At 68.5% G+C, this 21335-nt stretch carries 21 protein-coding genes, 2 tRNA genes and 1 pseudogene; 13 read left to right on the top strand and 11 right to left on the bottom strand.

The genetic code is table 11. The features are described 5' to 3' along the window. Positions 1–24 precede the first annotated feature (24 nt). Complete coding sequence (locus BS329_RS19365; protein WP_076162824.1) at positions 25–705, bottom strand: peptidylprolyl isomerase; 681 nt, start codon at positions 703–705, stop codon at positions 25–27. Positions 706–850: 145 nt separating this feature from the next. On the opposite strand from BS329_RS19365, the gene BS329_RS19360 reads away from it, so the two are divergent. Together BS329_RS19360 and BS329_RS19355 are read left to right on the top strand one after the other, a co-directional pair. Then, a complete protein-coding gene (locus BS329_RS19360; RefSeq protein ID WP_076162624.1) occupies positions 851–1438 on the top strand; it encodes a hypothetical protein in 588 nt (195 codons plus the stop codon). Between the two features lie 131 nt (positions 1439–1569). After that, a complete protein-coding gene (locus tag BS329_RS19355) occupies positions 1570–1923 on the top strand; it encodes a beta/gamma crystallin domain-containing protein (RefSeq protein WP_076162623.1) in 354 nt (117 codons plus the stop codon). Positions 1924–2065: 142 nt separating this feature from the next. Here BS329_RS19355 and meaB read toward each other — a convergent pair whose 3' ends face one another. Both meaB and BS329_RS19345 read right to left on the bottom strand, forming a co-directional pair. Then, positions 2066–3031, bottom strand: a complete 966-nt coding sequence (meaB, locus tag BS329_RS19350; protein ID WP_076162622.1) for a methylmalonyl Co-A mutase-associated GTPase MeaB — start codon at positions 3029–3031, stop codon at positions 2066–2068. A gap of 5 nt (positions 3032–3036) precedes the next feature. Further along, positions 3037–4218, bottom strand: a complete 1182-nt coding sequence (locus BS329_RS19345; protein WP_076162823.1) for an acetyl-CoA C-acetyltransferase — start codon at positions 4216–4218, stop codon at positions 3037–3039. A gap of 131 nt (positions 4219–4349) precedes the next feature. Here BS329_RS19345 and mce point away from each other — a divergent pair, with 131 nt between their 5' ends. Further along, the gene (gene mce, locus BS329_RS19340; RefSeq protein WP_076162621.1) at positions 4350–4793 is read left to right on the top strand and encodes a methylmalonyl-CoA epimerase; all 444 of its coding nucleotides are present in this window, start codon (positions 4350–4352) and stop codon (positions 4791–4793) included. A gap of 34 nt (positions 4794–4827) precedes the next feature. Here the strand turns inward: mce and BS329_RS19335 are convergent, their stop codons facing one another. Together BS329_RS19335 and BS329_RS19330 are read right to left on the bottom strand one after the other, a co-directional pair. After that, complete coding sequence (locus tag BS329_RS19335) at positions 4828–5406, bottom strand: TetR/AcrR family transcriptional regulator (RefSeq protein WP_076162620.1); 579 nt, start codon at positions 5404–5406, stop codon at positions 4828–4830. Positions 5407–5422: 16 nt separating this feature from the next. Then, entirely contained in the window at positions 5423–5791 is a 369-nt protein-coding gene (locus BS329_RS19330; RefSeq protein WP_076162619.1) for an SPW repeat protein, read from the bottom strand. A gap of 202 nt (positions 5792–5993) precedes the next feature. Here BS329_RS19330 and ccrA point away from each other — a divergent pair, with 202 nt between their 5' ends. The 4 genes from ccrA to BS329_RS19310 all read left to right on the top strand — a co-directional run bounded on the left by ccrA (position 5994) and on the right by BS329_RS19310 (position 10268). Next, the gene (gene ccrA / locus BS329_RS19325) at positions 5994–7334 is read left to right on the top strand and encodes a crotonyl-CoA carboxylase/reductase (protein WP_076162618.1); all 1341 of its coding nucleotides are present in this window, start codon (positions 5994–5996) and stop codon (positions 7332–7334) included. Positions 7335–7438: 104 nt separating this feature from the next. Continuing rightward, complete coding sequence (locus BS329_RS19320) at positions 7439–8548, top strand: coiled-coil domain-containing protein (RefSeq protein WP_076162617.1); 1110 nt, start codon at positions 7439–7441, stop codon at positions 8546–8548. Positions 8549–8652: 104 nt separating this feature from the next. After that, positions 8653–9102, top strand: coding sequence for a universal stress protein (locus tag BS329_RS19315; RefSeq protein ID WP_076162616.1), 450 nt, complete (start codon positions 8653–8655; stop codon positions 9100–9102). Beyond that, on the top strand, positions 9102–10268 hold the full coding sequence (locus BS329_RS19310; RefSeq protein WP_076162615.1) for an adenylate/guanylate cyclase domain-containing protein: 1167 nt from the start codon (positions 9102–9104) through the stop codon (positions 10266–10268). The genes BS329_RS19315 and BS329_RS19310 overlap by 1 nt, the downstream gene beginning before the upstream one ends. A gap of 85 nt (positions 10269–10353) precedes the next feature. Here BS329_RS19310 and BS329_RS19305 read toward each other — a convergent pair whose 3' ends face one another. Genes BS329_RS19305 through BS329_RS19295 form a run of 3 tightly spaced genes read right to left on the bottom strand, consistent with a single transcriptional unit; the run spans position 10354 to position 13329 of the window. Then, a complete protein-coding gene (locus BS329_RS19305; protein ID WP_076162614.1) occupies positions 10354–11586 on the bottom strand; it encodes an aldehyde dehydrogenase family protein in 1233 nt (410 codons plus the stop codon). A gap of 52 nt (positions 11587–11638) precedes the next feature. After that, positions 11639–12352, bottom strand: a complete 714-nt coding sequence (locus BS329_RS19300; RefSeq protein WP_076162613.1) for a M50 family metallopeptidase — start codon at positions 12350–12352, stop codon at positions 11639–11641. 35 nt (positions 12353–12387) lie between these two features. Next, complete coding sequence (locus BS329_RS19295) at positions 12388–13329, bottom strand: DNA-3-methyladenine glycosylase family protein (RefSeq protein ID WP_076162612.1); 942 nt, start codon at positions 13327–13329, stop codon at positions 12388–12390. Between the two features lie 142 nt (positions 13330–13471). Here BS329_RS19295 and BS329_RS19290 point away from each other — a divergent pair, with 142 nt between their 5' ends. From BS329_RS19290 to BS329_RS19280, 3 genes are all read left to right on the top strand, one after another. Further along, positions 13472–14242 (top strand): class I SAM-dependent methyltransferase, encoded by a 771-nt coding sequence (locus BS329_RS19290; RefSeq protein ID WP_076162611.1) that lies wholly within the window; start codon positions 13472–13474, stop codon positions 14240–14242. Beyond that, the gene (locus tag BS329_RS19285; protein WP_076162610.1) at positions 14239–15567 is read left to right on the top strand and encodes a M20 family metallopeptidase; all 1329 of its coding nucleotides are present in this window, start codon (positions 14239–14241) and stop codon (positions 15565–15567) included. Before BS329_RS19290 ends, BS329_RS19285 begins: the two co-directional genes overlap by 4 nt. Positions 15568–15658: 91 nt before the next feature. Next, a complete protein-coding gene (locus BS329_RS19280) occupies positions 15659–16630 on the top strand; it encodes a S1C family serine protease (protein ID WP_076162609.1) in 972 nt (323 codons plus the stop codon). Positions 16631–16716: 86 nt separating this feature from the next. Here the strand turns inward: BS329_RS19280 and BS329_RS19275 are convergent, their stop codons facing one another. Both BS329_RS19275 and BS329_RS19270 read right to left on the bottom strand, forming a co-directional pair. Continuing rightward, complete coding sequence (locus BS329_RS19275) at positions 16717–17094, bottom strand: DUF3224 domain-containing protein (RefSeq protein WP_076162822.1); 378 nt, start codon at positions 17092–17094, stop codon at positions 16717–16719. A gap of 47 nt (positions 17095–17141) precedes the next feature. Then, positions 17142–18477, bottom strand: a pseudogene (locus tag BS329_RS19270) (helicase HerA-like domain-containing protein). A 110-nt stretch (positions 18478–18587) separates the two neighbouring features. Between BS329_RS19270 and orn the strand changes: the two are divergent. Both orn and BS329_RS19260 read left to right on the top strand, forming a co-directional pair. Next, entirely contained in the window at positions 18588–19196 is a 609-nt protein-coding gene (gene orn / locus BS329_RS19265; RefSeq protein WP_076162608.1) for an oligoribonuclease, read from the top strand. Positions 19197–19274: 78 nt separating this feature from the next. After that, positions 19275–19350, top strand: a tRNA-His gene (locus BS329_RS19260). A gap of 307 nt (positions 19351–19657) precedes the next feature. Here BS329_RS19260 and BS329_RS19255 read toward each other — a convergent pair. Next, positions 19658–20878, bottom strand: a complete 1221-nt coding sequence (locus BS329_RS19255) for a L,D-transpeptidase (protein ID WP_208619231.1) — start codon at positions 20876–20878, stop codon at positions 19658–19660. Positions 20879–21083: 205 nt separating this feature from the next. On the opposite strand from BS329_RS19255, the gene BS329_RS19250 reads away from it, so the two are divergent. Then, a tRNA-Lys gene (locus tag BS329_RS19250) sits at positions 21084–21156 on the top strand. The last annotated feature ends 179 nt before the right edge of the window (positions 21157–21335 follow it).

Genomic DNA, 21335 nt, shown 5'->3' with positions numbered 1-21335 from the left:
ACGAAACGCGATGGGGGTAGGGGGTCAGCAGTACCAGGGGCGGGCGCGGAGGATGTCGGTCTTCCGGACGGGGGCGCCGTCGACCGGGGCGGGGTCTTCCGGCGTCGGCTTGATGCCGCCCGCGGCGACGTCGTCGAGGGTTTCGAGGCCTTCGTGGCCGACGGTGCCGAAGATCGTGTAGTTCGGGCGCAGCGCGGAGTCGCCGTACACGACGAAGAACTGGCTGCCGTTCGTCGCCGGGCCCGCGTTCGCCATGGCGAGGACGCCGCGCGAGTACACCTTCCGCTCGCCCGTCGGGTCGGTCGGCGCGGGCGGCAGGCCGACGGGCAGTTCGTCCTTGTACTTGTAGCCGGGGCCGCCCTCGCCGGTGCCGCTCGGGTCTCCGCACTGCAGCACCTTCAACGTCGGGTACGCCGTCAGCCGGTGACACGTCGTGCGGTCGTAGAACCGGTGCGTCGCCAGATGCAGGAAGCTTTGCACCGTGCACGGCGCCTTCGCCCGATCGAGGGTCAAGTCGATCTTGCCCTGGTTGGTCTTGAGCTGCACCGGCACCTTGCCCCGATCCGGCGTGCGACGGGGGTCCGGCGGCAGAGGAACGGGCCGCGCGGCGGGCTCATCCGGTGTCTGCGTGTACTGGCAGGGCCCCTTCGTGACCTTCGGTGGCACGGCCTCGGCCGACGCCGTTCCGGTACCGGCCGCGAGCATCAGCCCGGCCCCCAGCACAGCCCCAAAGACTTTCGCGATCCTCTGCACGGTTCCTGCCTCCAGCCGTGGACGAAGAAGAGAGCATAGGGTGAATCCCCACCGCTTACACAGGTCCGGAAGTAGGTCCGCGGTTAGGGTCGAAGCCGTGGAGATCGCCGAACGACACCAATGGCAGCTGAACGCGCTGACCTTCCTGTACGCGTACACGCAGTACGTCCTGGTGCACGAACGCGTCATGGCGAGCCTGCCGCCGGACAAGCCGGCCGAACTCGACAAACCGCGCGTCCTCAAACTCGCCAAGGTCGTCGACGACATGATCCTCGACTTCCGCAAGGAGGACGGGCTGACCGATCTCGAACGCCGCCGGGTCATCCGGCTCGCCAGGGAGATCAAGTCGCACGTCCGCGAGAAGTGGCCGCGCGGTGACGCGTCACTGACCGAGTGGATCGCCTCGGCCGCGGCGCACTTCTACTGCGAGGAGCACATCAACAACGGCTACGTCCGGATGGGCCGCGTCTTCGATCCCGACATGGCGGACAGGTTCCTGGAGCGCGTCGAGTTCTGCCGGGGGCAGACCGTCACGATCACGAACTACGCCAACAAGGTCGCCGACGGCGAAGAACTCACTTACGGCGAGACCAACCAGCTCGAGGTCTGGAAAGAGGACGCCGTCAACCATTTGGACAATCTCGACAGCGACTTCGGCGACATCAAAATGTACGTCGAATTCTGACCACTGCACGGATGGACAAACTTGGCTGTCCGTCCTTACCCGCGAAACAGCGATCAATTGACAACCGTCGCCGGTGATCGGGATGCTCGACGACGAAGCTCCTTTTTCGGCTTTCTACCGAAGGAGAACCTGTGATTTCGAGCAAGAAGAAGGCTCGGCGCATCCTGGCCGTGGCGGCCGCCGCTGCCGCCACGTTCAGCATGCTCGTGCCGACCGGAACCTCGTTCGCCATCGACCACATCCCTTGCAAGGACGGGGAGAACTACCTGAAGATCTGGTCACACCTCGGCGGCGGGAGCAGCGTCGACTGCTACGCCAACAGAGGGAGGATCAGCTTCGGGGGATGGTGGATCGATCGGATCTACACCGGCAACAACGACCTGATTTACTACGACAGCAATGGTTCCGACGTGAGAATCAACCGCTGGACGGATATCAGTTTCCCGAATCGCCCGCCGAAGGTCCGCGTCATCGAAATCCTCTGAACGATCCTCTCGAGGGGCCAGGCCAACGTGGCGTGCGGCCGCGCTCCGCTGAGCTGTCCTGAATGAATGACCGCGGTCACTGCCCCAACCGACCTGAGCCCGGCCGCCAGCACGACACCCCCTCGATAACCGTCCTCACCACTCACGAGTGGAGGTCGGCGATCAGTTCCGCGGCCGCCGCGAACGGGTCGATCTTCCGCGCCACCACGCGTTCGGCCAGCTCGGCGAGCCGGTCGCCGCGCCGCAGGTCGACGATCTCCGCACGCAGCCGCTGGACGGCGATCGCCTCGACCTCGTCGCGAGCCCGCGCCGCCCGACGCCGCGGCAGTTCGTCCCGCTGGACCAGCCAGTCGTGATGTTCGCCCAGCGCGCGGACGACGTCGTCGACGCCTTCGCCGCGCGAGGCCACCGTTCGTACGATCGGCTGACGCCAACTCGGGCCGCGAAGCTCCCGGCGCACCAGGGAGATCATCTGCTTGAGGTCGTGCACGCATCCGTCCGCGCCCTCGCGGTCGGCCTTGTTGACCACGAACACGTCCGCGATCTCCAGCACCCCGGCCTTGGCCGCCTGGATACCGTCGCCCATCCCGGGCGCGAGCAGGACCACCGTGGTGTCGGCCAGTTTCACGACGTCCACTTCGGACTGACCGACGCCGACGGTCTCGATCAGCACGACGTCGAACCCGGCCGCGTCGAGAACGCGGACCGCCTGCGGGGTCGCCCACGACAGCCCGCCGAGATGCCCGCGGGTGGCCATCGAACGGATGAACACACCGGGATCGGTGGCATGCTCGGTCATCCGGATCCGGTCGCCGAGCAGCGCCCCGCCGGAGAACGGCGACGACGGGTCGATCGCCAGTACCCCGACCCGCAGACCTTCCGCCCGCAGGGCCGTGAGCAGCGCGGACGTCGATGTCGACTTGCCGACACCGGGCGGCCCGGTCAGCCCGACGACGCGCGCGTTGCCGGTGTGCGGCGTGAGTTTCGCCGCGACCTCGGGCAACCGCGGATGGGCGTCCTCGACCAGCGACAGCAACCGGGCGATCGCGCGGGGTACGCCGTCCCGCGCGCGACCGACCAGTTCGTCGATGTCCAGCTGTACCGGCAAGGGCTTTACGGAACGCGAAGCAGCAGCGCGTCACCCTGGCCGCCGCCACCGCAGAGGGCGGCCGCGCCGAGGCCGCCGCCACGACGGCGGAGTTCGTGGATCAGGTGCACGGCCAGCCGCGCGCCGGAAGCGCCGATCGGGTGGCCGAGCGCGATGGCGCCGCCGTCGACGTTGACCTTGTCCACGTCGACGCCGAGCTTCTCGCTGGAGACCAGGCCGACGGCGGCGAACGCCTCGTTGATCTCGATGAGGTCGAGCGCGTCCGCGGTCAGCTTCTCCTTGGCCAACGCGGCCAGGATCGCGTTCGACGGCTGCTCGTGCAGGCTGGCGTCGGGGCCGGAGACCACCCCGTGCGCGCCGATCTCGGCGAGCGCGGTGAGGCCCAGCTCCTCGGCCTTGGCCTTGCTGGCCACGACGACCGCGGCCGCGCCGTCGGAGATCTGCGACGCCGAACCGGCGGTGATCGTGCCGTCGGAGGCGAACGCCGGACGCAGCTTCGCGAGGCTCTCGGCGGAGGTGTCGGCGCGGACGCCTTCGTCCTTGGAGAAGACGACCGGGTCGCCCTTGCGCTGCGGGATCGACACCGGCGCGATCTCGGCGTCGAAACGGCCCTCCGCGATGGCGGCGGCGGCACGCTGGTGGGAACGCGCGGAGAACTCGTCCTGCTGCTCACGGGTGAGTCCGTAGCGGCTGTTGTACTTCTCCGTCGACGAGCCCATCGCGACCTGGTCGAAGGCGCAGAACAGACCGTCGTAAGCCATGTGGTCGACGAGCGCGGTGTCGCCGTACTTGAAGCCGGCACGCGACTTCGGCAGCAGGTGCGGCGCCTGGGTCATCGACTCCTGGCCGCCCGCGACGATCAGGTCGAACTCACCCGCGCGGATGAGCTGGTCGGCGAGCGCGATGGCGTCGAGACCGGACAGGCAGACCTTGTTGATGGTCAGCGCCGGGACGGTCATCGGGATACCGGCGGCCACCGCGGCCTGGCGGGCGGGGATCTGGCCCGCGCCGGCGGTGAGCACCTGGCCCATGATCGTGTACTGGACCGCGTCCGGCGAGACACCGGCCTGTTCGAGCGCCGCCTTGATCGCGAACCCGCCCAGTTGCGCACCCGAGAAGTCCTTCAGGGAACCGAGCAATCGCCCGATCGGTGTACGGGCGGCACCCAGGATCACGGAACCGGACACGGCGTCCTCCAAGCATCGGCGCAAGGGCAAAGGCGGTCTTCGCGACCATACCCGGGGCACGGGCCTCTTGATGGAGCCAGTGTGAGGCGGCGCACGCCGGTCCACCCGCTCGCGGACCTATCCTGCTCTGCATGAACCAGGCGCTGAAACCGTTCGTGACCGCCATCGACCACGTCGGCATCGCGGTACCCGACCTCGACGCCGCGATCGCCTTCCACACCGAGCATTTCGGCCTGGAGGTGGCGCACGAGGAGGTCAACGAGGAGCAGGGCGTCCGCGAGACGATGCTGCGCGCACCGGGCACCGCCGGGACCGAGACCGCGATCCAGCTCCTCGCGCCGTTGCGTGACGACTCGGCGATCGGCAAGTTCCTCGCGAAGAGCGGCCCCGGCTTGCAGCAGCTGGCGTATCGAGTGTCCGATGTGGACGCCGCCGCGGCCGCGCTGCGCGCGCAGGGACTCCGGCTGCTCTACGACGAGGCGAAGCGCGGCACGTCCAACAGCCGGGTGAACTTCGTCCACCCCAAGGACGCCGGCGGCGTGCTCGTGGAACTGGTCGAGCCCGCGAAGAGCTGAAGGGGACCCATCCCCGCATGCGATGCGGTGACAGTCACTGACGGCGCGTCTCCCGGGAGCGCGACAGCGCCTCGGCGATGAAGGCGACCTCGCGATCGATCTCGGCGGGGTCCCCGTCTTCGCTGTGCCGCGCCGTCGCGTGGCGGTGGCTGACCGCCCGCGCGAGCAGCCCGGACGCCGAGTCGACGTCGGCGATCGCGAGCTTGCCGCCGGTCGCGGCGACGATCACCGCCTGCACCTGGCGGACGAGTTGCTGGAACCGTTCGGCCAGCGCGTCGCGGACCGCGCGATGCGTGTCGGCCTCGCGCCACAACAGGTGTGACAAGGCCAAGGACCGGTTGAACCGCCGGTCGAGTTCGCCGACGAGGCCGCGCAGGCTGCCCGCGAGGTCGCCGGGGACCACCACGACGGCCGGTTCGATCCGGGCGTCCGGCAGTTCGGCGACCAGGGCGGCCAGCAGGTCCGACTTACGCCGGAAGTAGTAGTGCACCAGGCCTTTGGGCACACCTGCCTGTTCGGCGATCCGGGACGTGGGCGTGGCGTCGAAACCGGATTCGGCGAAAAGCGCCTCCGCGGCCCGCAGGATGCGCTGTTTCGCCGAATCCTCTTTCACGCGGTCTCCTTGCGCGTCAGTGCTGTCCCGCTGTCTTGTGCGCCGCCTGGGCGATCGGCATCGCCGCCGCCCCGGCCACCACGGTCAGGACGCCGCCGATCCAGGCGGTCCAGGACGCGCCCATGAAGCCGGCGTAGCCCATCACCCATGGCGAAATGAACAGCAGCGCGCCCAGGACGATCTGGACGCCTTCGCCGTAAACCATGCCAGGCATCGCAAGCGACGCGAGGCCGTCGAGGGCGATCAGCGCGCCGAGGACGACGAGCGTCCACATCGCGGTGTTGTCCGTGGTCATCCAGAGGGGTGAAAGCGCGACCACGACACCGATGGCCACCTCCGCCCAGTCATGGGGACGGCTCCAAGGGCGCGTCGTGGGTTCATTCATGCGTGCTCACCTCCGAAAATCGGCTGAACCTGCAGGTCGGAGAGATCTCCACCACCCATGCTCCGCTTGATTGGCCAGCCGGTCAAGGCTGATCGGTAACACTTCGGGAGGTGTACGTGCTCCACGTCTCGTACAGTTGTGGACCTGGTTACCGGTGAGTAATTTGTTGCGCCTACGCCGTCACCCAATCGCGGAGGTTCCGATGACGCAGCTCGGCGAAATCCAGCAGGCCATTCTGAACGATGACCTCGGCGCCGTGGCGTCGCTCGACGTGCCGGAGACCTACCGCGGCGTCACCGTGCACAAGGACGAGGCCGACATGTTCCAGGGCCTCGAAAGCCGGGACAAGGATCCGCGAAAGTCGCTGCACGTGGACGACGTCCCCACGCCCGAGCTGGGCCCGGGTGAGGCGCTGGTCGCGGTCATGGCGAGCGCGATCAACTACAACACCGTCTGGACCTCGATCTTCGAGCCGGTCTCGACGTTCAAATTCCTGGAGCGCTACGGGCGGCTCTCGCCGCTGTCGAAGCGCCACGACCTGCCCTATCACGTCGTCGGCTCGGACCTGTCCGGCGTCGTGCTGCGCACCGGCGCCGGCGTGCACAACTGGAAGCCGGGCGACGAGGTCGTCGCGCACTGCCTCAACGTCGAACTCGAGGGCCCGGACGGGCACAACGACACGATGCTCGACACCGAGCAGCGGATCTGGGGCTTCGAAACGAACTTCGGCGGACTCGCCGAGATCGCGCTGGTCAAGGCGAACCAGCTGATGCCGAAGCCGGACCACCTCACCTGGGAAGAGGCCGCGTCCCCCGGTCTGGTGAATTCCACGGCCTACCGGCAGCTCGTGTCGCGCAACGGCGCCGACATGAAGCAGGGCGACGTCGTGCTGATTTGGGGTGCTTCGGGCGGCCTCGGCTCCTACGCGACGCAGTACGCGCTCAACGGCGGCGCGATCCCGGTCTGCGTGGTCTCCAGCCCCGAGAAGGCGGAGATCTGCCGCAAGCTCGGCGCGGAGCTGATCATCGACCGCAACGCCGAGGACTACAGGTTCTGGAAGGACGAGCACAACCAGGACCCGAAGGAGTGGCAGCGGTTCGGCAAGAAGATCCGCGAGCTGACCGGCGGCGAGGACCCGGACATCGTCTTCGAGCACCCCGGCCGCGAAACGTTCGGCGCTTCGGTCTACGCCGCGCGCAAGGGCGGGACGATCGTCACGTGCGCCTCGACGTCCGGGTTCATGCACCAGTACGACAACCGCTATCTGTGGATGAACCTGAAGCGGATCATCGGCAGCCACTTCGCCAACTACCGCGAATCGTGGGAGGCGAACCGGCTGATCTCGAAAGGTCTGATCCACCCGACGCTGTCGAAGACCTACTCGCTGGAAGACACCGGGCAGGCCGCGCTGGACGTGCACCGCAACGCCCACCAGGGCAAGGTCGGCGTGCTCGCCCTTGCGCCGGAAGAAGGTCTGGGTGTCCGGAACCACGAATTGCGGGCGAAGCACATCGACGGGATCAACGCGTTCAGGAACGTTTAGCGCGCCAGAACGCGCTTTCGCCGCGCGTTGCGTGGGTGCTCACCCTTCCGTGACTCCAGCTCGACTACGGTAGAAGGATGAGCCTTGGCGAGGAACGGGAGCTAGTGCCGCTGGGAGCCGGCTTCGACGTGGCAAAGCGCGGTTACAGCCGTGCGCAGGTCGACGAACATCTGGAACGGCTGGACGCCGATCTGAAGATGCTCACCGCCGATCGCGATGCCGCCATCGGACAGGCAGGCGACCTGGCACGGCAGCTGGAGACCGCGCGCGGCGAGATCGCGGACCTGCGCGGCCAGGTCGACAGGCTGGCCCAGCCGCCGACGAGCGTCGAAGGCCTTTCCGAGCGCTTGCAGCGCATGCTGCGGCTCGCGCAGGACGAGTCCGCCGACACCAAGGCGCGCGCGGAAGCCGAAGCCGGGCACATCCGTGCGAAGGCGGAGACCGACGCGAGCGCCATGCGCGCCCGCTACGAGCAGCTGCTCAACGAGCTCGACCTGCGCCGCAAGGAGATGGAGGCCGAGCACCGCCGTGTGCTCGAGACCGCGCGCGCCGAGGCGAAGGACATCACCGACAAGGCGAAGGCCGAGCGCGACAAGCTCGACGCCGAGTCGCAGCAGCGCCGCACGCAGGTCGAAGAGGACTTCGAGATCGCGATGGCGTCGCGGCGCACCGAAGCCATGCACGCGCTGGCCGAGCAGGAGGCCGCGAGCAAGGCCGAAGCCGCCCGCCGCGTCCGCGAGGCCACCGAGGACGCCGCCGCCATCCGCGCGAAGGTGCTCGAAGAGGAGACAGCGGCCAAGGCCGACATCGAGCGCCGTCAGCGGGAGTCCGTCGCCGACGCCAACAAGCGCAAGCAGGACTCGATCACCGAGGCCAACGCCCGGCTCGCCGAGGCGGCCGACGAGGCACGCCGCCGCGTCCGGCAGGCCACCGAGGAGTCCAACCGGCGGATCACGCAGGCCACCGAACGGGTCGAAGCACTCCGCAAGGTGCGCTCCAGCCTTGCCGAGCAGGTCCGCACCGCGCGGACCGCGCTGGCCGAGGCGACGCACGTGCTCGGCGACAAACCGCACGTTCCGGCGGATCTCAAGGCGAAGCCGTCGCCCGACTCGGAAGCCACCGTGCAGATCCGGAAGGCCGATGTGCCGAAGGCCACATCCGGCGCGCAGCCCTCACCCCGGCCTGCGGCAGCGCAGAAACCGACTGGCGAGTAACCTTCTCATCCGACCGAGCTCACGACGCCCTGCGGGACCGTCGGCGAGCGGTTATCGTCGCTGCTCGCACGCGGGTGCGGCAGACAGATCGGTGGAGGTTGCGGATGGCTGCATATCGGACCGTGGTCGTGGGCACGGACGGCTCGAATTCCTCGTTCGCCGCGGTCGACCGGGCGGCGAGTGTCGCCGGGGACTCCGGAGCGACCCTGGTCGTCGTGTGCGCCTACTACCCCGCTAACAAGGGCGACGTGGAGAAGGCACAAGACGTCCTCGGCGACGAGGCGTACCAGGTCGTGGGCTCGGCACCGGCCGAGGACACCCTGCTGTCCGCCCGTGACCGGGCCGCCAAGGCCGGCGCGAAGAACATCGAGACCGCCGCCGTCGTCGGCGACCCCGTCGACGCGCTGCGCAAGGTCGTCGCGGATCGCTCCGCGGACCTGCTGGTGGTCGGCAACCGCGGGCTGAACACCCTCGCGGGCCGCATCCTCGGTTCCGTGCCGTCCGAGGTGGCACGGAAGTCCGGGGTGGACGTGCTCATCGTTCACACCACGTAATGGCCGATTCCGGCGAGCCCGCCACCGACGCGCTTCAGCAGCGTCTGATGCGGATCCTGCTCGGCGGCAGACGCAAGTACACCCGGCTCGAAGTCGCCGAGAAGGCGGGCGTTCCCGAAGAGCGTTCTCGGCGGCTTTGGCGCGCGCTGGGCTTCGCGACCGTCGATGACGACGAGGTCGTCTTCACCGACGCCGACATCGACGCGATCCGCACCGCCGACCAGCTGATGAACTCGGGCCTGATCGACCCTGGCATCGAGCAGGCGGTGACGCGCGTGCTGGGCCAGCACCTTTCGCGGCTCGCGGAATGGCAGGTCCACATGCTGTGGACGATGATCACCGAGAACAAGGACATCGGCACCAGCGAACGCCAGATCGCGCGACTCGTCGACAGGCTGCTTCCCGAGCTGGAGAAGGTGCAGAACTTCGTCTGGCGACGGCACCTCGCGGCCTACGCCGGACGGGCGTTCGCGTCGCCGGACGAGGATCTGGAGGCCAGGACCGAGGTCGTCGGATTCGTCGACATGGTCGGCTACACCCGGCTGACCAGGCAGATCGGCGAAGACGAGCTGAGTGCCGTCCTCGACCGATTCGAATCCGTCGCCACCGAGGTCGTCGCCGAGCACCATGGCCGGATCGTGAAAATGATCGGCGACGAGGTGCTGTTCGTCGCCGATTCCGCCGTCGACGGCGCCGAGATCGCACTCGCGCTGTCCGAACGCGCCGACGCCGACGAAACCCTGCCCGCCGTGCGCGCCGGCCTGGCGTCGGGCCGGATCCTCCTCCGCTTCGGCGACGTCTACGGCTCGGTCGTGAACCTCGCCGCCCGCCTCACCTCGACCGCGCGGCCGGGCACCATCCTGGTGGACAAGGAACTCGCCACCGAACTCCTCGAGTTCCCGGAGTACGAGGTGCGGACCCGGCGGCCCGTTTCGGTGCGGGGATACAACCGGCTGCGGCCTTCTTCGCTGCGACGGGCGCAGGATCGGCCTTCGGGCATGTTCGCCACTTCGCAGCAGCTCGCCGCGGAGATGCTGGGGCTGGCGCCTGGGGCCGCTTCGGAGTCTCCTGACGTCGAGAAGCTCGCCGAGGAGATCGAGGACGCCACAGCAGACTCGTTGCCGCCTCGGCCGCGTCCTCGCTCGAAGCGACGTCGGCGACGCTGATCGCTTCACTCGTCGCGGGAGCAGGGGACCTTTGCTATCGCCGTCGCTTTCGTCTTGGAAGCCCCTTCCATGACTTCCGTGAAGCTCAGGCGGGCAGCACTGCGTACTGCCGCACGTAGAGGTCGGTGTAGGTGACCGGGCCGCGCGGGCCCGGGACCTTGTCCAGGTTGATGCCGGTCTCGGGGACGGCCAGGAGCTTGAAGCCGTCGAGCAGCCGGGTGGGGGCGTTCCAGAAGACACCGGTGCCGGTGTAGGCGTCGAAGAAAGCGTCGGCGGCTTCGCTGCTTTCGGTGGCGATGCCTGCGGCCAGGCCCGAGGTCTGCTCGTTGGCGATCTCCGCCGCCTCGGGCAGGCTCGCGACCTTCGCGACGGTGACGGTGGCTTCGCGGTCGGAGTCGAGTGCCCATTCGTAGCCGATGGCGTGGTCGTGCGGGGCGAGCGACGGCGTGACACCGCGTTCGGCCAGCGCGCCGGAGATGCCGGGCCAAACGCGGTCGTGGGCGTCCTCGTGGATCAGCAGCAGGTTCAGCCGGTTGCAGACGCCGAGCCGGTCGAGACTGCTGAAAACCAGGTCGCGCGCCTTGTCGGTGTCGACGGCCTCGTCGATGTACAGCACTCCACCGCCGTCGGCGTGGGCCAGCGTGCGGACGCCGTGGACGGCCGCCTCGGTGGCCAGCGCCCGGGTGCTGTCACCGCTGCCGCGCAGGATGACCAGCGGCACGAGCGCCGGGAAACGCACCAGCGCGGAAGCCGCTTCGCGTTCGGCGCGCGGCACGAGCTGGATGACTTCCGGGTCGATGCCCGCTTCGGCGAGCGCGGGGGCGATCACGGTCTCGCGCAGGCGCTGGGCCGAGCCGAGCGCGGCGGAACCCGTGCGGAGCACGCCGCCGTTGCGCGACTTCACCAGTTGCGAGGCGACGTCGACCGTGACGTTCGGACGCGCCTCGTAATTCGCGCCGATCACGCCGACCGGGCGGCGGCGTTCCACCAGCCGCAGCCCTCCGTCCAAAGTGGACACCTCGACGGACCGTTCCTGGTGCGGCGCACCGGCCAGGATACGGAGCTGCTCGGCCATGCCGGTCAGCCGCTCGGGCGTGATGGTGAGCCGGTCGAGGAGCCCGGCGCTCATCCCGTCCTCGCGTGCCTTGGCGATGTCGGCCTGGTTCGCCTCCAGCACCGCGTCGGCGTGCTCGACCAGCTTGCCCGCCATGGCGTTCAGCGCGGCGTCGATCGCCTCCGCGGAGGCGGCGGCCAGTGACGGCGCGGCCCGTTTCGCCGATCGAGCGCATTCCTCGACGGCCTTGGCGACCTCGTCCATCTGCTGACTCCTTCCGCGCGGAACGAGCCATCAGTCTGCCGTACCACCCCGGTCAGGCGACGGTCGGCTCCAGCAGCCACAACCCGCCCGCGAAGAGACAGCTCACCGTCAGCACGGCCATCACCAGCACCCACAGCACCGCGGGCATCCCGGTGAGCCTGCCGAGCTGATCGACGTCGGAATCCCTCGCCGCGCCCCGTCGCCGCTTGATCTGCAGCTCGATCACCGGCCGGACGCCGCCGAACAGCAGGAACCAGGTCAGCAGATAGACGAAGATCGCCTGGAACCACGACGGCGCCACCAGCGCGACCAACCCGAGCACCACCGAGCCGGCGATCACGGTGAACACGCCGTAGGTGTTGCGCACCATCACCAGCACACCCAGCAGCATCAGGGCCATCACGATCAGCACGACGGTGATCAGATCCGACGAGAGGAACCCGGCGAACACCAGTCCGAGCACCGCGGCCGCCGGATACCCGGCCAGCGCGGTGAACGCCATCCCCGGCCCCTCCGGCTTCCCGCGCGAGACTGTGACGCCTGAGGTGTCCGAGTGCAGCTTGATGCCCTGCAGCCGACGGCCGACCAGCACGGCGGCCAGCGCGTGGCCCGCCTCGTGGACGAGCGTGATCAGGTTGCGGGCGATCCGCCATGGCCTGCCCGACAGCACCACGAGCAGGGCGAGACCCCCGGTGACCAGGGTGATCGTGCCGGGCGGGGTGGACTGGGCGATGTCGGAAACCGTTTCGGCGGGAGACGAGCTCACCGCACCAGCTCACCACAAGCCGGATACGTCCCGTGTCAGGCGGTCATCGAACCCCCGATCTCGCGCGTGCGAAACTCCCGGTCGTTGCGCAGGGCGAAGGCCACCCAGCTGCGGAACGGCCGCCACACCGCGGACAGTTCCTCCAGTTCCTCCGGCGGCGCCAGCGGCAGGTCGTACGCGGCCCGCATGGCCTCCTGCAACCGAGGCTCGCCGCCAGGGAAGACGTCCGGGTGCCCGGCGCCGCGGATCAGGATCAGCTGCGCCGAGAACGGTCCGATCCCTGGCAGCAGCTGTAGCCAGCGCAACGCGTCCGGGACCGGCATCGCGCGCAGGTACGCGGCGTCGAGCAGACCGTCCTTGGCGGCGTTGGCCACCGCGCGCAGCCGCTGGGCCTTCACTTCCAGTAGACCGCGCCCGGCTTCCGGCCTGGCCAAGACGTCCGGCGCCGGGAACGACCTGAGGATCTTCCCGCCGACGTCCACCGGCCTGCCGAACTCCTCGGCGAGCCGTCGTTTCACTGTGGCGGCCTGGGACATCCGGGTCCGGTGGCTCAGGATCGCCCAGCAGGCCGCTTCGTACGGCGAATGGAACAGCACGGGCCGGAGCCCGGGGAACGCCTGCTGAAGGCGGCGCACCACGGGATCGGCGGTGCCGACCTTCGCGAAGCCGACGCCGTCGACGTCCACCGAAAGGATCCGCCGCACCTGGGCGCCGACTTCGACGGCCAGCCCTTCGTCGGCGAAGACCTCCACCTCGATGGTGCCGGGCGATCTCTGTCTGACCGCCGCGCCGACGTGCTCCCAGCCCGCTTCGGCGGGGAAGGCGAGGCGCAGGGTGCCGGGTTCGACGTCGGCGTCCGTGCGGCACGCGGGCGGGAAATCGGTCAGGAACCGGATGGACTTGTCGAGGTCGAACGGGCCGCGCACCGGGATGCGAAGCGTGGTCGTGGCGGTGTGCTGCAAGATCGAGCCGGTCATTTTCGGGCTCCTTCGGCTGGGGAACGGCGACTCCCTCCGACGTTAGAGACGGCCACCGACAGTTTCGGGTCGCGGTGGCGGGAATGTCGCGAACGGGCCGGTCATGGCAGATTCTCGGGTGACCACCGTGAAGGGAGCAGTCATGCCGGACCATCGCGAACGTCTCCTGAGCCTGCTTCGGCCGGGCACCACACCCACCGGGGCAACGGAAGGTTTCCTCGATCTGCTGGGCGAAATCCCGCAGGCGGGGCCGCCAACCGGACTCGCGCAGTGGCTGATGCGCACCTCCGCCGTGCCGATGATCTACGAGCGGTACTGGCGGCCGACGCTGGGCTGGGTCGCGAAAGGACTCAACGGCCCGACCATGGCGGACGAGGTCCGGATCGCGATCGAGGCGCTCGGCCTCCGCCCCGGCCAGGTCGCGTTGGACGTCGCCTGCGGCACCGGCCGCTTCACCCGCGCGTTCGGCGAAGCGGTCGGCCCGGACGGGCTGTCGATCGGGCTCGACGGGTCGGTCACCATGCTGGAGAAGGCACTCTCCGCGCCCAATCCGGCTTCGGTGGCCTACCTGCGCGCCGACGCCGTCGACCTGCCGCTCGCTGATTCCACTGTGGACGCCGTCTGTTGTTTCGCCGCGCTGCACATGTTCGCCGACCCGGACGCGGCACTGGATTCGTTCGCCCGGGTGCTGAAACCCGGCGGCTCGCTGGTGATGCTGACCAGCGCCCGGCACAGCGACCAGCCGATGCGGCTGGCCGAGACCGTCCTCGGACGGCTGAGCGGGCAACGGATGTTCGACCGCGGCGAGATCGCGGTGAAACTGTTCCGGCGCGGCTTCGACCACGTGGACGAGCGGTACTCCGGCGTCACTCAGATCGTCACGGGCGAGCTAGGAGTTAACATCCGGAAATGATCCACTCTGAGCACGCTTCGCCGACTCCCCCAGACGACAGCTACCTCCGTTCGCTGGTCGAAGCGACCGCGGACGCCGTCGCCGCGGCCGAGCCCCTCGGCTCGCCGCACGACGGCGCGGATTCCGCCACGCGGGACGCCGTCGGCGCCGAGATCCGCGCGCTGACGGCGGAACTGGTGGCACTGAGCCAAGACCTGCACGCGCATCCCGAAGAGGGTTTCGCCGAGCATCGCTCGGTTCGCGCGCTCGGCGACCTGCTCCGGCGGCACGGCCACGAGGTGACGATCGGCGCGGGCGGGCTGGACACCGCCTTGGTCGCGAGCACTCCCGGAAGCGGCCCGCACATCGCGGTCCTCTCCGAGTACGACGCTCTTCCCGGGCTCGGCCACGGCTGCGGGCACAACGTCATCTGCACCGCGGGCGCGGGCGGTTTCCTCGGCGCGGCGGCCGTCGCCGAACGACTGGGCGGCCGGGTGTCGCTGATCGGCACACCGGCGGAGGAAGGCGGCGGTGGCAAGGAAACCATGGCCCGCGCGGGTGTTTTCGACGACGTCGACGCCGTGCTCATGCTGCATCCCTTCAGCCACGACATCGCCATGCACCCGTTCCTCGGCAGGCGACAACTGGAAATGGTGTTCCACGGCGTCGGCGCGCACGCCTCGGCTCAACCGTTCATGGGACGCAACGCGCTCGACGCCGCCGTCGCCGCGTACCAGGGCGTCGCGGCGCTTCGGCAGCATCTGCCGTCCAGCGACCGTGTCCACGGCGTCTTCAGCGACGGTGGCGCGCGGCCGAACGTCGTTCCCGAACGGGCGGCACTGCTGTTCTACCTCCGCTCCGCGCAACCGGACACGCTGCGCGACCTCGCCGAGCGGGTTTCGGCGATCGCGCGCGGCGCGGCGGAGATGACCGGCTGCGGAGTCGAACTGCTGTGGGACGCGCAGCCCGCGTATCTGCCGATCCGGTTCAACACCACGCTCGCCGGACGCTGGTCGGCACATCAGGTCGATGCCGGCCGCAAACCGCTGCCCCCGGGCATCGTGCCCGAATTCCTCACCGGCTCGACCGATCTCGGCAACCTCTCCTATCGGATGCCCGCGATCCACCCGATGATCGCCATCGCCGGGCCGACGACCGCCTTGCACACCAAGGAGTTCGCGGCCGCGGCCGGTTCGCCGGACGGCGATCGCGCGGTCGTGGACGGCGCGCTGGGGCTGGCGATGACCGCCGTCGACTATCTCGCCGACGCGGAACTCCGTGCCGCGGTGCACGAAGAGTTCGAGGCTTCGGGCGGCGCGTTGGACGTGCCGTCGTTCTTCGACTGAGTAAACGCTGAGAATTCTCAGGTGATTCTTCTCAGCAAAGCCGAGGGGTTTTCCACAGGCGGCTCACAAGTACGGGCGCGAATCTTGTTCCATGACCGAGAACGAGAGTCGGCCCGGCCCCGCCTCCACCGGTGGGCACCAGCCGCCGCACCAGCGACAGCACCCCGGTTACACCCCTTGGCAGGCCGCGCCGAACCCGCTCTTCACCCCGCAGCCACCGCAGGCTCAAGCACCGGCCCCGGCGCCGCGTAAGAAGGGCGGCCGGGTCGCCGTCCTCGTGAGTGCGACGGCGCTCGCCGCCGCCCTCGTCGGCGGTGTCGGCGGAGCGGCGCTCGTCGGCTTCGACCCCGCGTCGTCGGGGTCCGGCACGGGTTCGTCCGCGGTCGCCAGCGGGCAACTGGTCGGGAACAACACTTCGGGTGACGTCAGCGGGGTCGCCGCGAAGGTGACGCCGAGCGTCGTCCAGGTGAACGTGACCACCGCGCAGGGTGAGGCCGTCGGCTCCGGCATCATCCTGACGGCGGACGGGCGCATCCTCACCAACGCGCACGTGGTCACCGACGCCCAAGGCGACGTGACCGTCACGCTTTCGGACGGCAAGCAGTACAAGGCGAGCGTGGTCGGCGCCGACACGAAGGCCGACATCGCCGTCCTCCAGGCGAAGGACGCGAGCGGGCTGACCCCGGCCTCGCTCGGCGACTCGAGCAAGCTCGTCGCGGGACAGCAGGTCGTCGCGATCGGCTCGCCCGGCGGCTTGCAGAACACCGTGACCACCGGGATCGTGAGCGCGCTGAACCGCGAACTCGACGAGTTGAGCGGCGGCCAGGACCGGCGCTCGCCCTACAGCAGGACCACGAACGAAAGCGGGCCGAGCTACACCGCGATCCAGACCGACGCCCCGATCAACCAGGGCAACTCGGGCGGGGCGCTGGTGGACGCGCGGGGGAACGTCATCGGCGTCAACTCGGCGCTGTACAACCCGGCCTCGACCGGAAGCATCGGCATCGGTTTCGCGATCCCCATCAACGACGCGAAGAAGATCGTCGAGCAGATCGTCGGCTGACCCGGCCGTCTGGACCGCTGTCAGGGGGCGGCCCAGCAGGCGCTGTCCGTGAAGGCCTCCTTCGGCGAAGGAGGCCTTCACGGCTTTCAGAGTTCGTAGGTGAGGGTGAAGGTGTGGTTGCCTTCGTCGTCCTGGACGATCTCCGCCGTTCCGGTGATGCCCGCCAGTTCGCCGTGACCCGAGCCGGGCAAGACGATCAGGTGATGCCCGTGCTCCCCCGCCGAGTGATGCAGGACGAAGCCGCCCTTCCGTCCATCGACGGATACGGCCAGCCGCTCGAAGGCGACGTACGCCGAGGACGTGTCGTTCACCGCCGTGAGCATCTCGACGGCGCTGGTCCCCTCGACGTCACCGGTGAACGTCTTGGCCAGCCGCACCCGCGAGAACTCGGTGCCTTCGGCTTTGTCGGTGGTTTGCGGATCCCAGCCGTCCACGGTGAACGACGCTGTCGCGGTGTTGGTCATGTCCTCGAGCCTGCCGTACATACCTGACAGAACGCGTCAGGTATTTCTCATCGCCTCCGGTTTCCGAACAGGCCGCGCGTGATCTTCCGTCCGAGCGCGCTCGCCGCGGAGCGGAGGAACGACTTCACCGCCGGGTTCTTCATCGCCTGCTCGACCATCCCCGGCCCTTCCTTCTCCGGTTTCGGCGCCGGGGGCGCTTCCGGCGGTGCCTCGCCTGCCGCAGGCGCGGCCACCTTCTCGTAAGCAGACTCACGGTCGATCGTCTCGGCGTACTTCGCGTGCAGATCCGAAGACGTCGTCGCCGCGGAGATGGCTTCGGCCCCGATGGACCCACGGTCACGATCGCTTCGCCGATACCGAGCGACGTCAGCGCCGAGTCCAGTTCGTAGTGCTTCGTCTTCGGGTACGTCTTCGCGCCGCCTGGTCTTCAGGCGTGAAGGCGCGCAACGCGTGCTGGACCCGCGCGCCCAGCTGGGACAGGACGTTGTTCGGAATGTCCGTCGGGAGCTGCGTGCAGAAGAACACGCCGACGCTCTTCGACCGGATCAGCTTGACGGTCTGCTCGATGCGCTCCAGGAACGCCTTCGACGCACCGTTGAACAGCAGGTGAGCCTCGTCGAAGAAGAACACCAGCTTCGGCTTGTCGAGAAGGAAGGTCGAGAACAGCGCGGGCTTGGACTGGAGTTGTCCAGCTCCAGCAAGGTCACCATCGCCTTGCCGTCGACCTCGCGCATCAGATCGTGGACGTCCAGCTCGGGCTCGCCGAAGAAGTCCTCGTCGCCCTGATCCTCCAGATTGGACAGCGCCCGGAGGATGACCCCGGCCGTCGCGGCCGAGACGCCGCCGATGCCCTTCAGATCCTCCTTGCCCTCGTCACTGGTCAGGTGCGTGTTGACCGACCGGTGGTCCTTCGTGTCCAGCAGCGCGAGACCACGCTGATCGGCCCAGTGGAAGATCAGGCCGAGCGTCGACTCCTGGGTTCGTTAAGCCCCAGAACCTTCGACAGCAGGATCGGGCCGAAACTCGTGATCGTCGCCCGGAACGCGGCGGGCTCCCAGGAGACACCCAGTTCCTCCGCGCGTTGGGCGATCTTGTCGTTGCTCTCGCCCTGCGCCGCGAGCCCGGACAGGTCGCCCTTCACGTCCGCCAGCACGACCTGGACCCCGGCCGACAACTGCTCGGCGATCAGCTGCAAGGTCTTCGTCTTGCCGGGTACCCCGTCGCTCCCGCGACCAGCCCGTGCCGGTTGAGCGTCGCCAGCGGCAGCCGGATTGCGGCACCCGCGTCGGTCTTGCCGTCGATCACGACAGCGCCCAACTCGACCGCCGCCCCCTCGCTCACGTAACCCTGCGCGATCTCCTGGGCTGGACCCGGTTCGGCCACTGTCGCTCCCTGGTCTGTGATCCGGCTCACCGAGGATGCACGCGCTGCCAGTTACCGCCGAACCCGCACGTCGCGCGTCCCGAATCCCCGGGTCGGGTTAGGGTTCCGGGGTGAACGACCGCCTAGTCTGGATCGACTGCGAGATGACGGGGCTCGACCTCGGCAAGGACGCGTTGATCGAAATAGCCGCACTCGTGACCGACGCCGAACTCAACGTCCTCGGCGAAGGTGTCGACATCGTCATCCACGCCGACGACGAAACCCTCGACGGCATGCCCGAGGTCGTCCGCGAGATGCACGCCCACTCCGGTCTCACCGAAGAGGTCCGGCGCTCCACGGTCACCATGGAGGAAGCCGAGCAGCGCGTCCTCGAGTACATCCGCGCGCACGTCCCCGAGGCCAACGTCGCCCCGCTCGCCGGCAACTCCATCGCCACCGACCGCGGCTTCATCACCCGCGACATGCCCCTCCTCGACGCGCACCTGCACTACCGCATGGTCGACGTCTCGTCGGTCAAGGAACTCGTCCGACGCTGGTACCCGCGGATCTACTACGCCAAGCCCGAGAAGGGCCTCGCCCACCGCGCGCTCGCCGACATCAAGGAGTCCATCGGCGAACTCGACTACTACCGTCGCGTCGCCTTCGTCCCGCAGCCCGGCCCGACCACCGAACAGGCCAAGGCAGCGGCCGCTGAAGTGCAGGAACGCCACGAACCGTAACCCGTTGCGAGCCCCGGAAACGGGCACGCTAATATAGTGCGGCCGAGGTGATGGGGAAGCTTCCCGAGCCCGGCGATGGTGGGCGTAGCTCAGCTGGTAGAGCACCTGGTTGTGGTCCAGGAGGTCGCGGGTTCGAAACCCGTCGCTCACCCCATTACCCCAGTCTGTTCGGGGCTCTTGCGAGTCCCTTCCCAACGGGCTGGGGTTTCGCCTTTTTTTGGGGGCCGAGCCCCCGAGCCCCCGCCGGAGGGCTGCGCCCCCGGACCCCATCACATCGGTGCCGTGGGCGTTTCTGCGCGGTGACGGTCGCGACGACCCCGGCTACCCGAACTGCACGAAGGCGCGGTCGCAGAAGTGTCGCTACAAGACCTGCGGCGAAACGCAGTGGGAGTACTCCGGAATGCCGTGAGGGGTCCCGATAGGACCGATTCCGTCCTATCGGGACCCCTCACGGCATCGGGTCAGTTCCGGTCGCCGCCGGTCTTCCAGTCGTCCCACGACATCTGCCACACCGACCAGCCGTCGGTCGGCTCCAGCACCTGCGGTCCCGAGTTGGCGACCGTGATGATGTCGCCCTTCTTCGAAGTGTCCATCAGCCACTTCGCGTTCTCGGTCGACAGGTTGATGCAGCCGTGGCTTACGTTCCGCTTGCCCTGCGATCCGACCGACCACGGCGCCGAGTGATAGAAGATGCCGCTGTTCGACATGCGCACCGCGTACTTCACGAAGGTCCGGTAGCCGGCCTTGCTGTCCGTCGGGACGCCGTAGGTGCTCGAGTCCATCGTGTACCCGGTGTGCTCGCTCATCACCGTGTAGGTCCCGGCGGGGGTGCTGCTCGACGGTTTGCCCATCGAGATCGGCATCTGCTTGACCTCTTGGTCGTTCACCACGACCTTCATCTGGTGCGTGCCACCGTCGGCGGTCGCGACCAGCTTGTCGCCGACGACCACCTTGGCGGGCTTGTCCTCGCGGCCGAAGGTGTTGTTGCCCAGGTTCTTGCCGTAGATCGCCGCGTTGACCGAGATCTTCGTGCCCGGCTTGAAGTACTCCTTGGGCCGCCACATCACGGTCTTCTCACCGAACCAGTGGAACGCGCCCTCGGCCTGCGGTTCGGTGACGATCTTCAGCGCCTTCTCGGCCGCCGCCTTGTCCGGCACGTTGCCGGTGAAGGTGAAGATCAACGGCAGGCCGACACCGACCGTCTCCCCTTCGACCAGATTGACCGAGACACCGATCTGGCGGCCGGCCTTGGCCGTGGAGAACGTCGAGGTCGCGGTGACCGGCTTGCCGTCGGTCCCGGTCGCGGCCGCGGTGACGGTGTAGGTCTTGCTGTAGCCGAGCGGTTCCGCCGACTCCCAGCCCGAACCGTCTTCCTTCGGCTTGCCCGCGACGACCTTGCCGTCGGCGCCGGTCAGTTTGACCTCACCGACCTTGCCGTCGGCGACGGCCACCGTGACCGGCTCGCCGGGCGCCACGTCCGCCGCACCCTGCGCCGGAGTCAGCGTCATCGCGGCGGGCTTCGGAGCCGGAGCGGGCGCGCCGCTCTGCTGCGCGTCACCGAGAGTGCCACCCGGAGACGGCGATTCACCCGACGGTGTACTACTGCACGCGGCCAGTGTGAACCCGGCCACCAAAGCCACCACAGTCACCCGCGACCGCCCCGTCGCTCCCCAGACCCTCATGCACACCGCCCGTTTCGCGTGGTACCAACCCCAACGTCTGGCTATAGTCTGCCTGACCGGCCCCAACGCTTGCGGCCGGATGGCCGAATCCGTCCCCGCAAAGCCCCCGGCGGCCAAAGGGGACCCCCCTGAAACGGGCCCCAGCAACCCTGTGTTAATGTTTTCCACGTCGCCGAGGGAAACACCAAAGCGACGGAACAAGCAGGCGCCATTAGCTCAATTGGCAGAGCAGCTGGCTCTTAACCAGCGGGTTCGGGGTTCGAGTCCCTGATGGCGCACAGCTCTGAATCGAAGCCCACCTGCAGGATTCTTCATCAAAGAGGATCTTGCCGGTGGGCTTTGATCTTGGGTGGCACCAGCGTGGGGCCGAATGAGGCCGCACCCACCACCCTCTATTTCTTGGCCTTCTTGCCTCGGCTGTGACTTCCTTTCCGTCGTCGGGCACGTTTCTTACCTG

It is taken from the genome of Amycolatopsis coloradensis (genome assembly GCF_001953865.1).
GTDB classification, from domain to species: domain Bacteria; phylum Actinomycetota; class Actinomycetes; order Mycobacteriales; family Pseudonocardiaceae; genus Amycolatopsis; species Amycolatopsis coloradensis.
The sequence above is the reverse complement of the archived record's forward strand: the minus strand, read 5'-3'. Positions and strand labels throughout refer to the sequence as shown.

What these genes read in the sequence shown, in the direction of transcription:
- BS329_RS19310 (WP_076162615.1), top strand. Translation starts at nt 9,102, where the DNA reads ATGGCCGATTCCGGCGAGCCCGCCACCGACGCGCTTCAGCAGCGTCTG.
- BS329_RS19365 (WP_076162824.1), bottom strand. Translation starts at nt 705, where the DNA reads ATGCTCGCGGCCGGTACCGGAACGGCGTCGGCCGAGGCCGTGCCACCG.
- BS329_RS19330 (WP_076162619.1), bottom strand. Translation starts at nt 5,791, where the DNA reads ATGAATGAACCCACGACGCGCCCTTGGAGCCGTCCCCATGACTGGGCG.
- BS329_RS19255 (WP_208619231.1), bottom strand. Translation starts at nt 20,878, where the DNA reads ATGAGGGTCTGGGGAGCGACGGGGCGGTCGCGGGTGACTGTGGTGGCT.
- BS329_RS19315 (WP_076162616.1), top strand. Translation starts at nt 8,653, where the DNA reads ATGGCTGCATATCGGACCGTGGTCGTGGGCACGGACGGCTCGAATTCC.
- BS329_RS19295 (WP_076162612.1), bottom strand. Translation starts at nt 13,329, where the DNA reads ATGACCGGCTCGATCTTGCAGCACACCGCCACGACCACGCTTCGCATC.
- BS329_RS19305 (WP_076162614.1), bottom strand. Translation starts at nt 11,586, where the DNA reads ATGGACGAGGTCGCCAAGGCCGTCGAGGAATGCGCTCGATCGGCGAAA.
- ccrA (WP_076162618.1), top strand. Translation starts at nt 5,994, where the DNA reads ATGACGCAGCTCGGCGAAATCCAGCAGGCCATTCTGAACGATGACCTC.
- BS329_RS19290 (WP_076162611.1), top strand. Translation starts at nt 13,472, where the DNA reads ATGCCGGACCATCGCGAACGTCTCCTGAGCCTGCTTCGGCCGGGCACC.
- mce (WP_076162621.1), top strand. Translation starts at nt 4,350, where the DNA reads ATGAACCAGGCGCTGAAACCGTTCGTGACCGCCATCGACCACGTCGGC.
- BS329_RS19275 (WP_076162822.1), bottom strand. Translation starts at nt 17,094, where the DNA reads ATGACCAACACCGCGACAGCGTCGTTCACCGTGGACGGCTGGGATCCG.
- BS329_RS19285 (WP_076162610.1), top strand. Translation starts at nt 14,239, where the DNA reads ATGATCCACTCTGAGCACGCTTCGCCGACTCCCCCAGACGACAGCTAC.
- BS329_RS19280 (WP_076162609.1), top strand. Translation starts at nt 15,659, where the DNA reads ATGACCGAGAACGAGAGTCGGCCCGGCCCCGCCTCCACCGGTGGGCAC.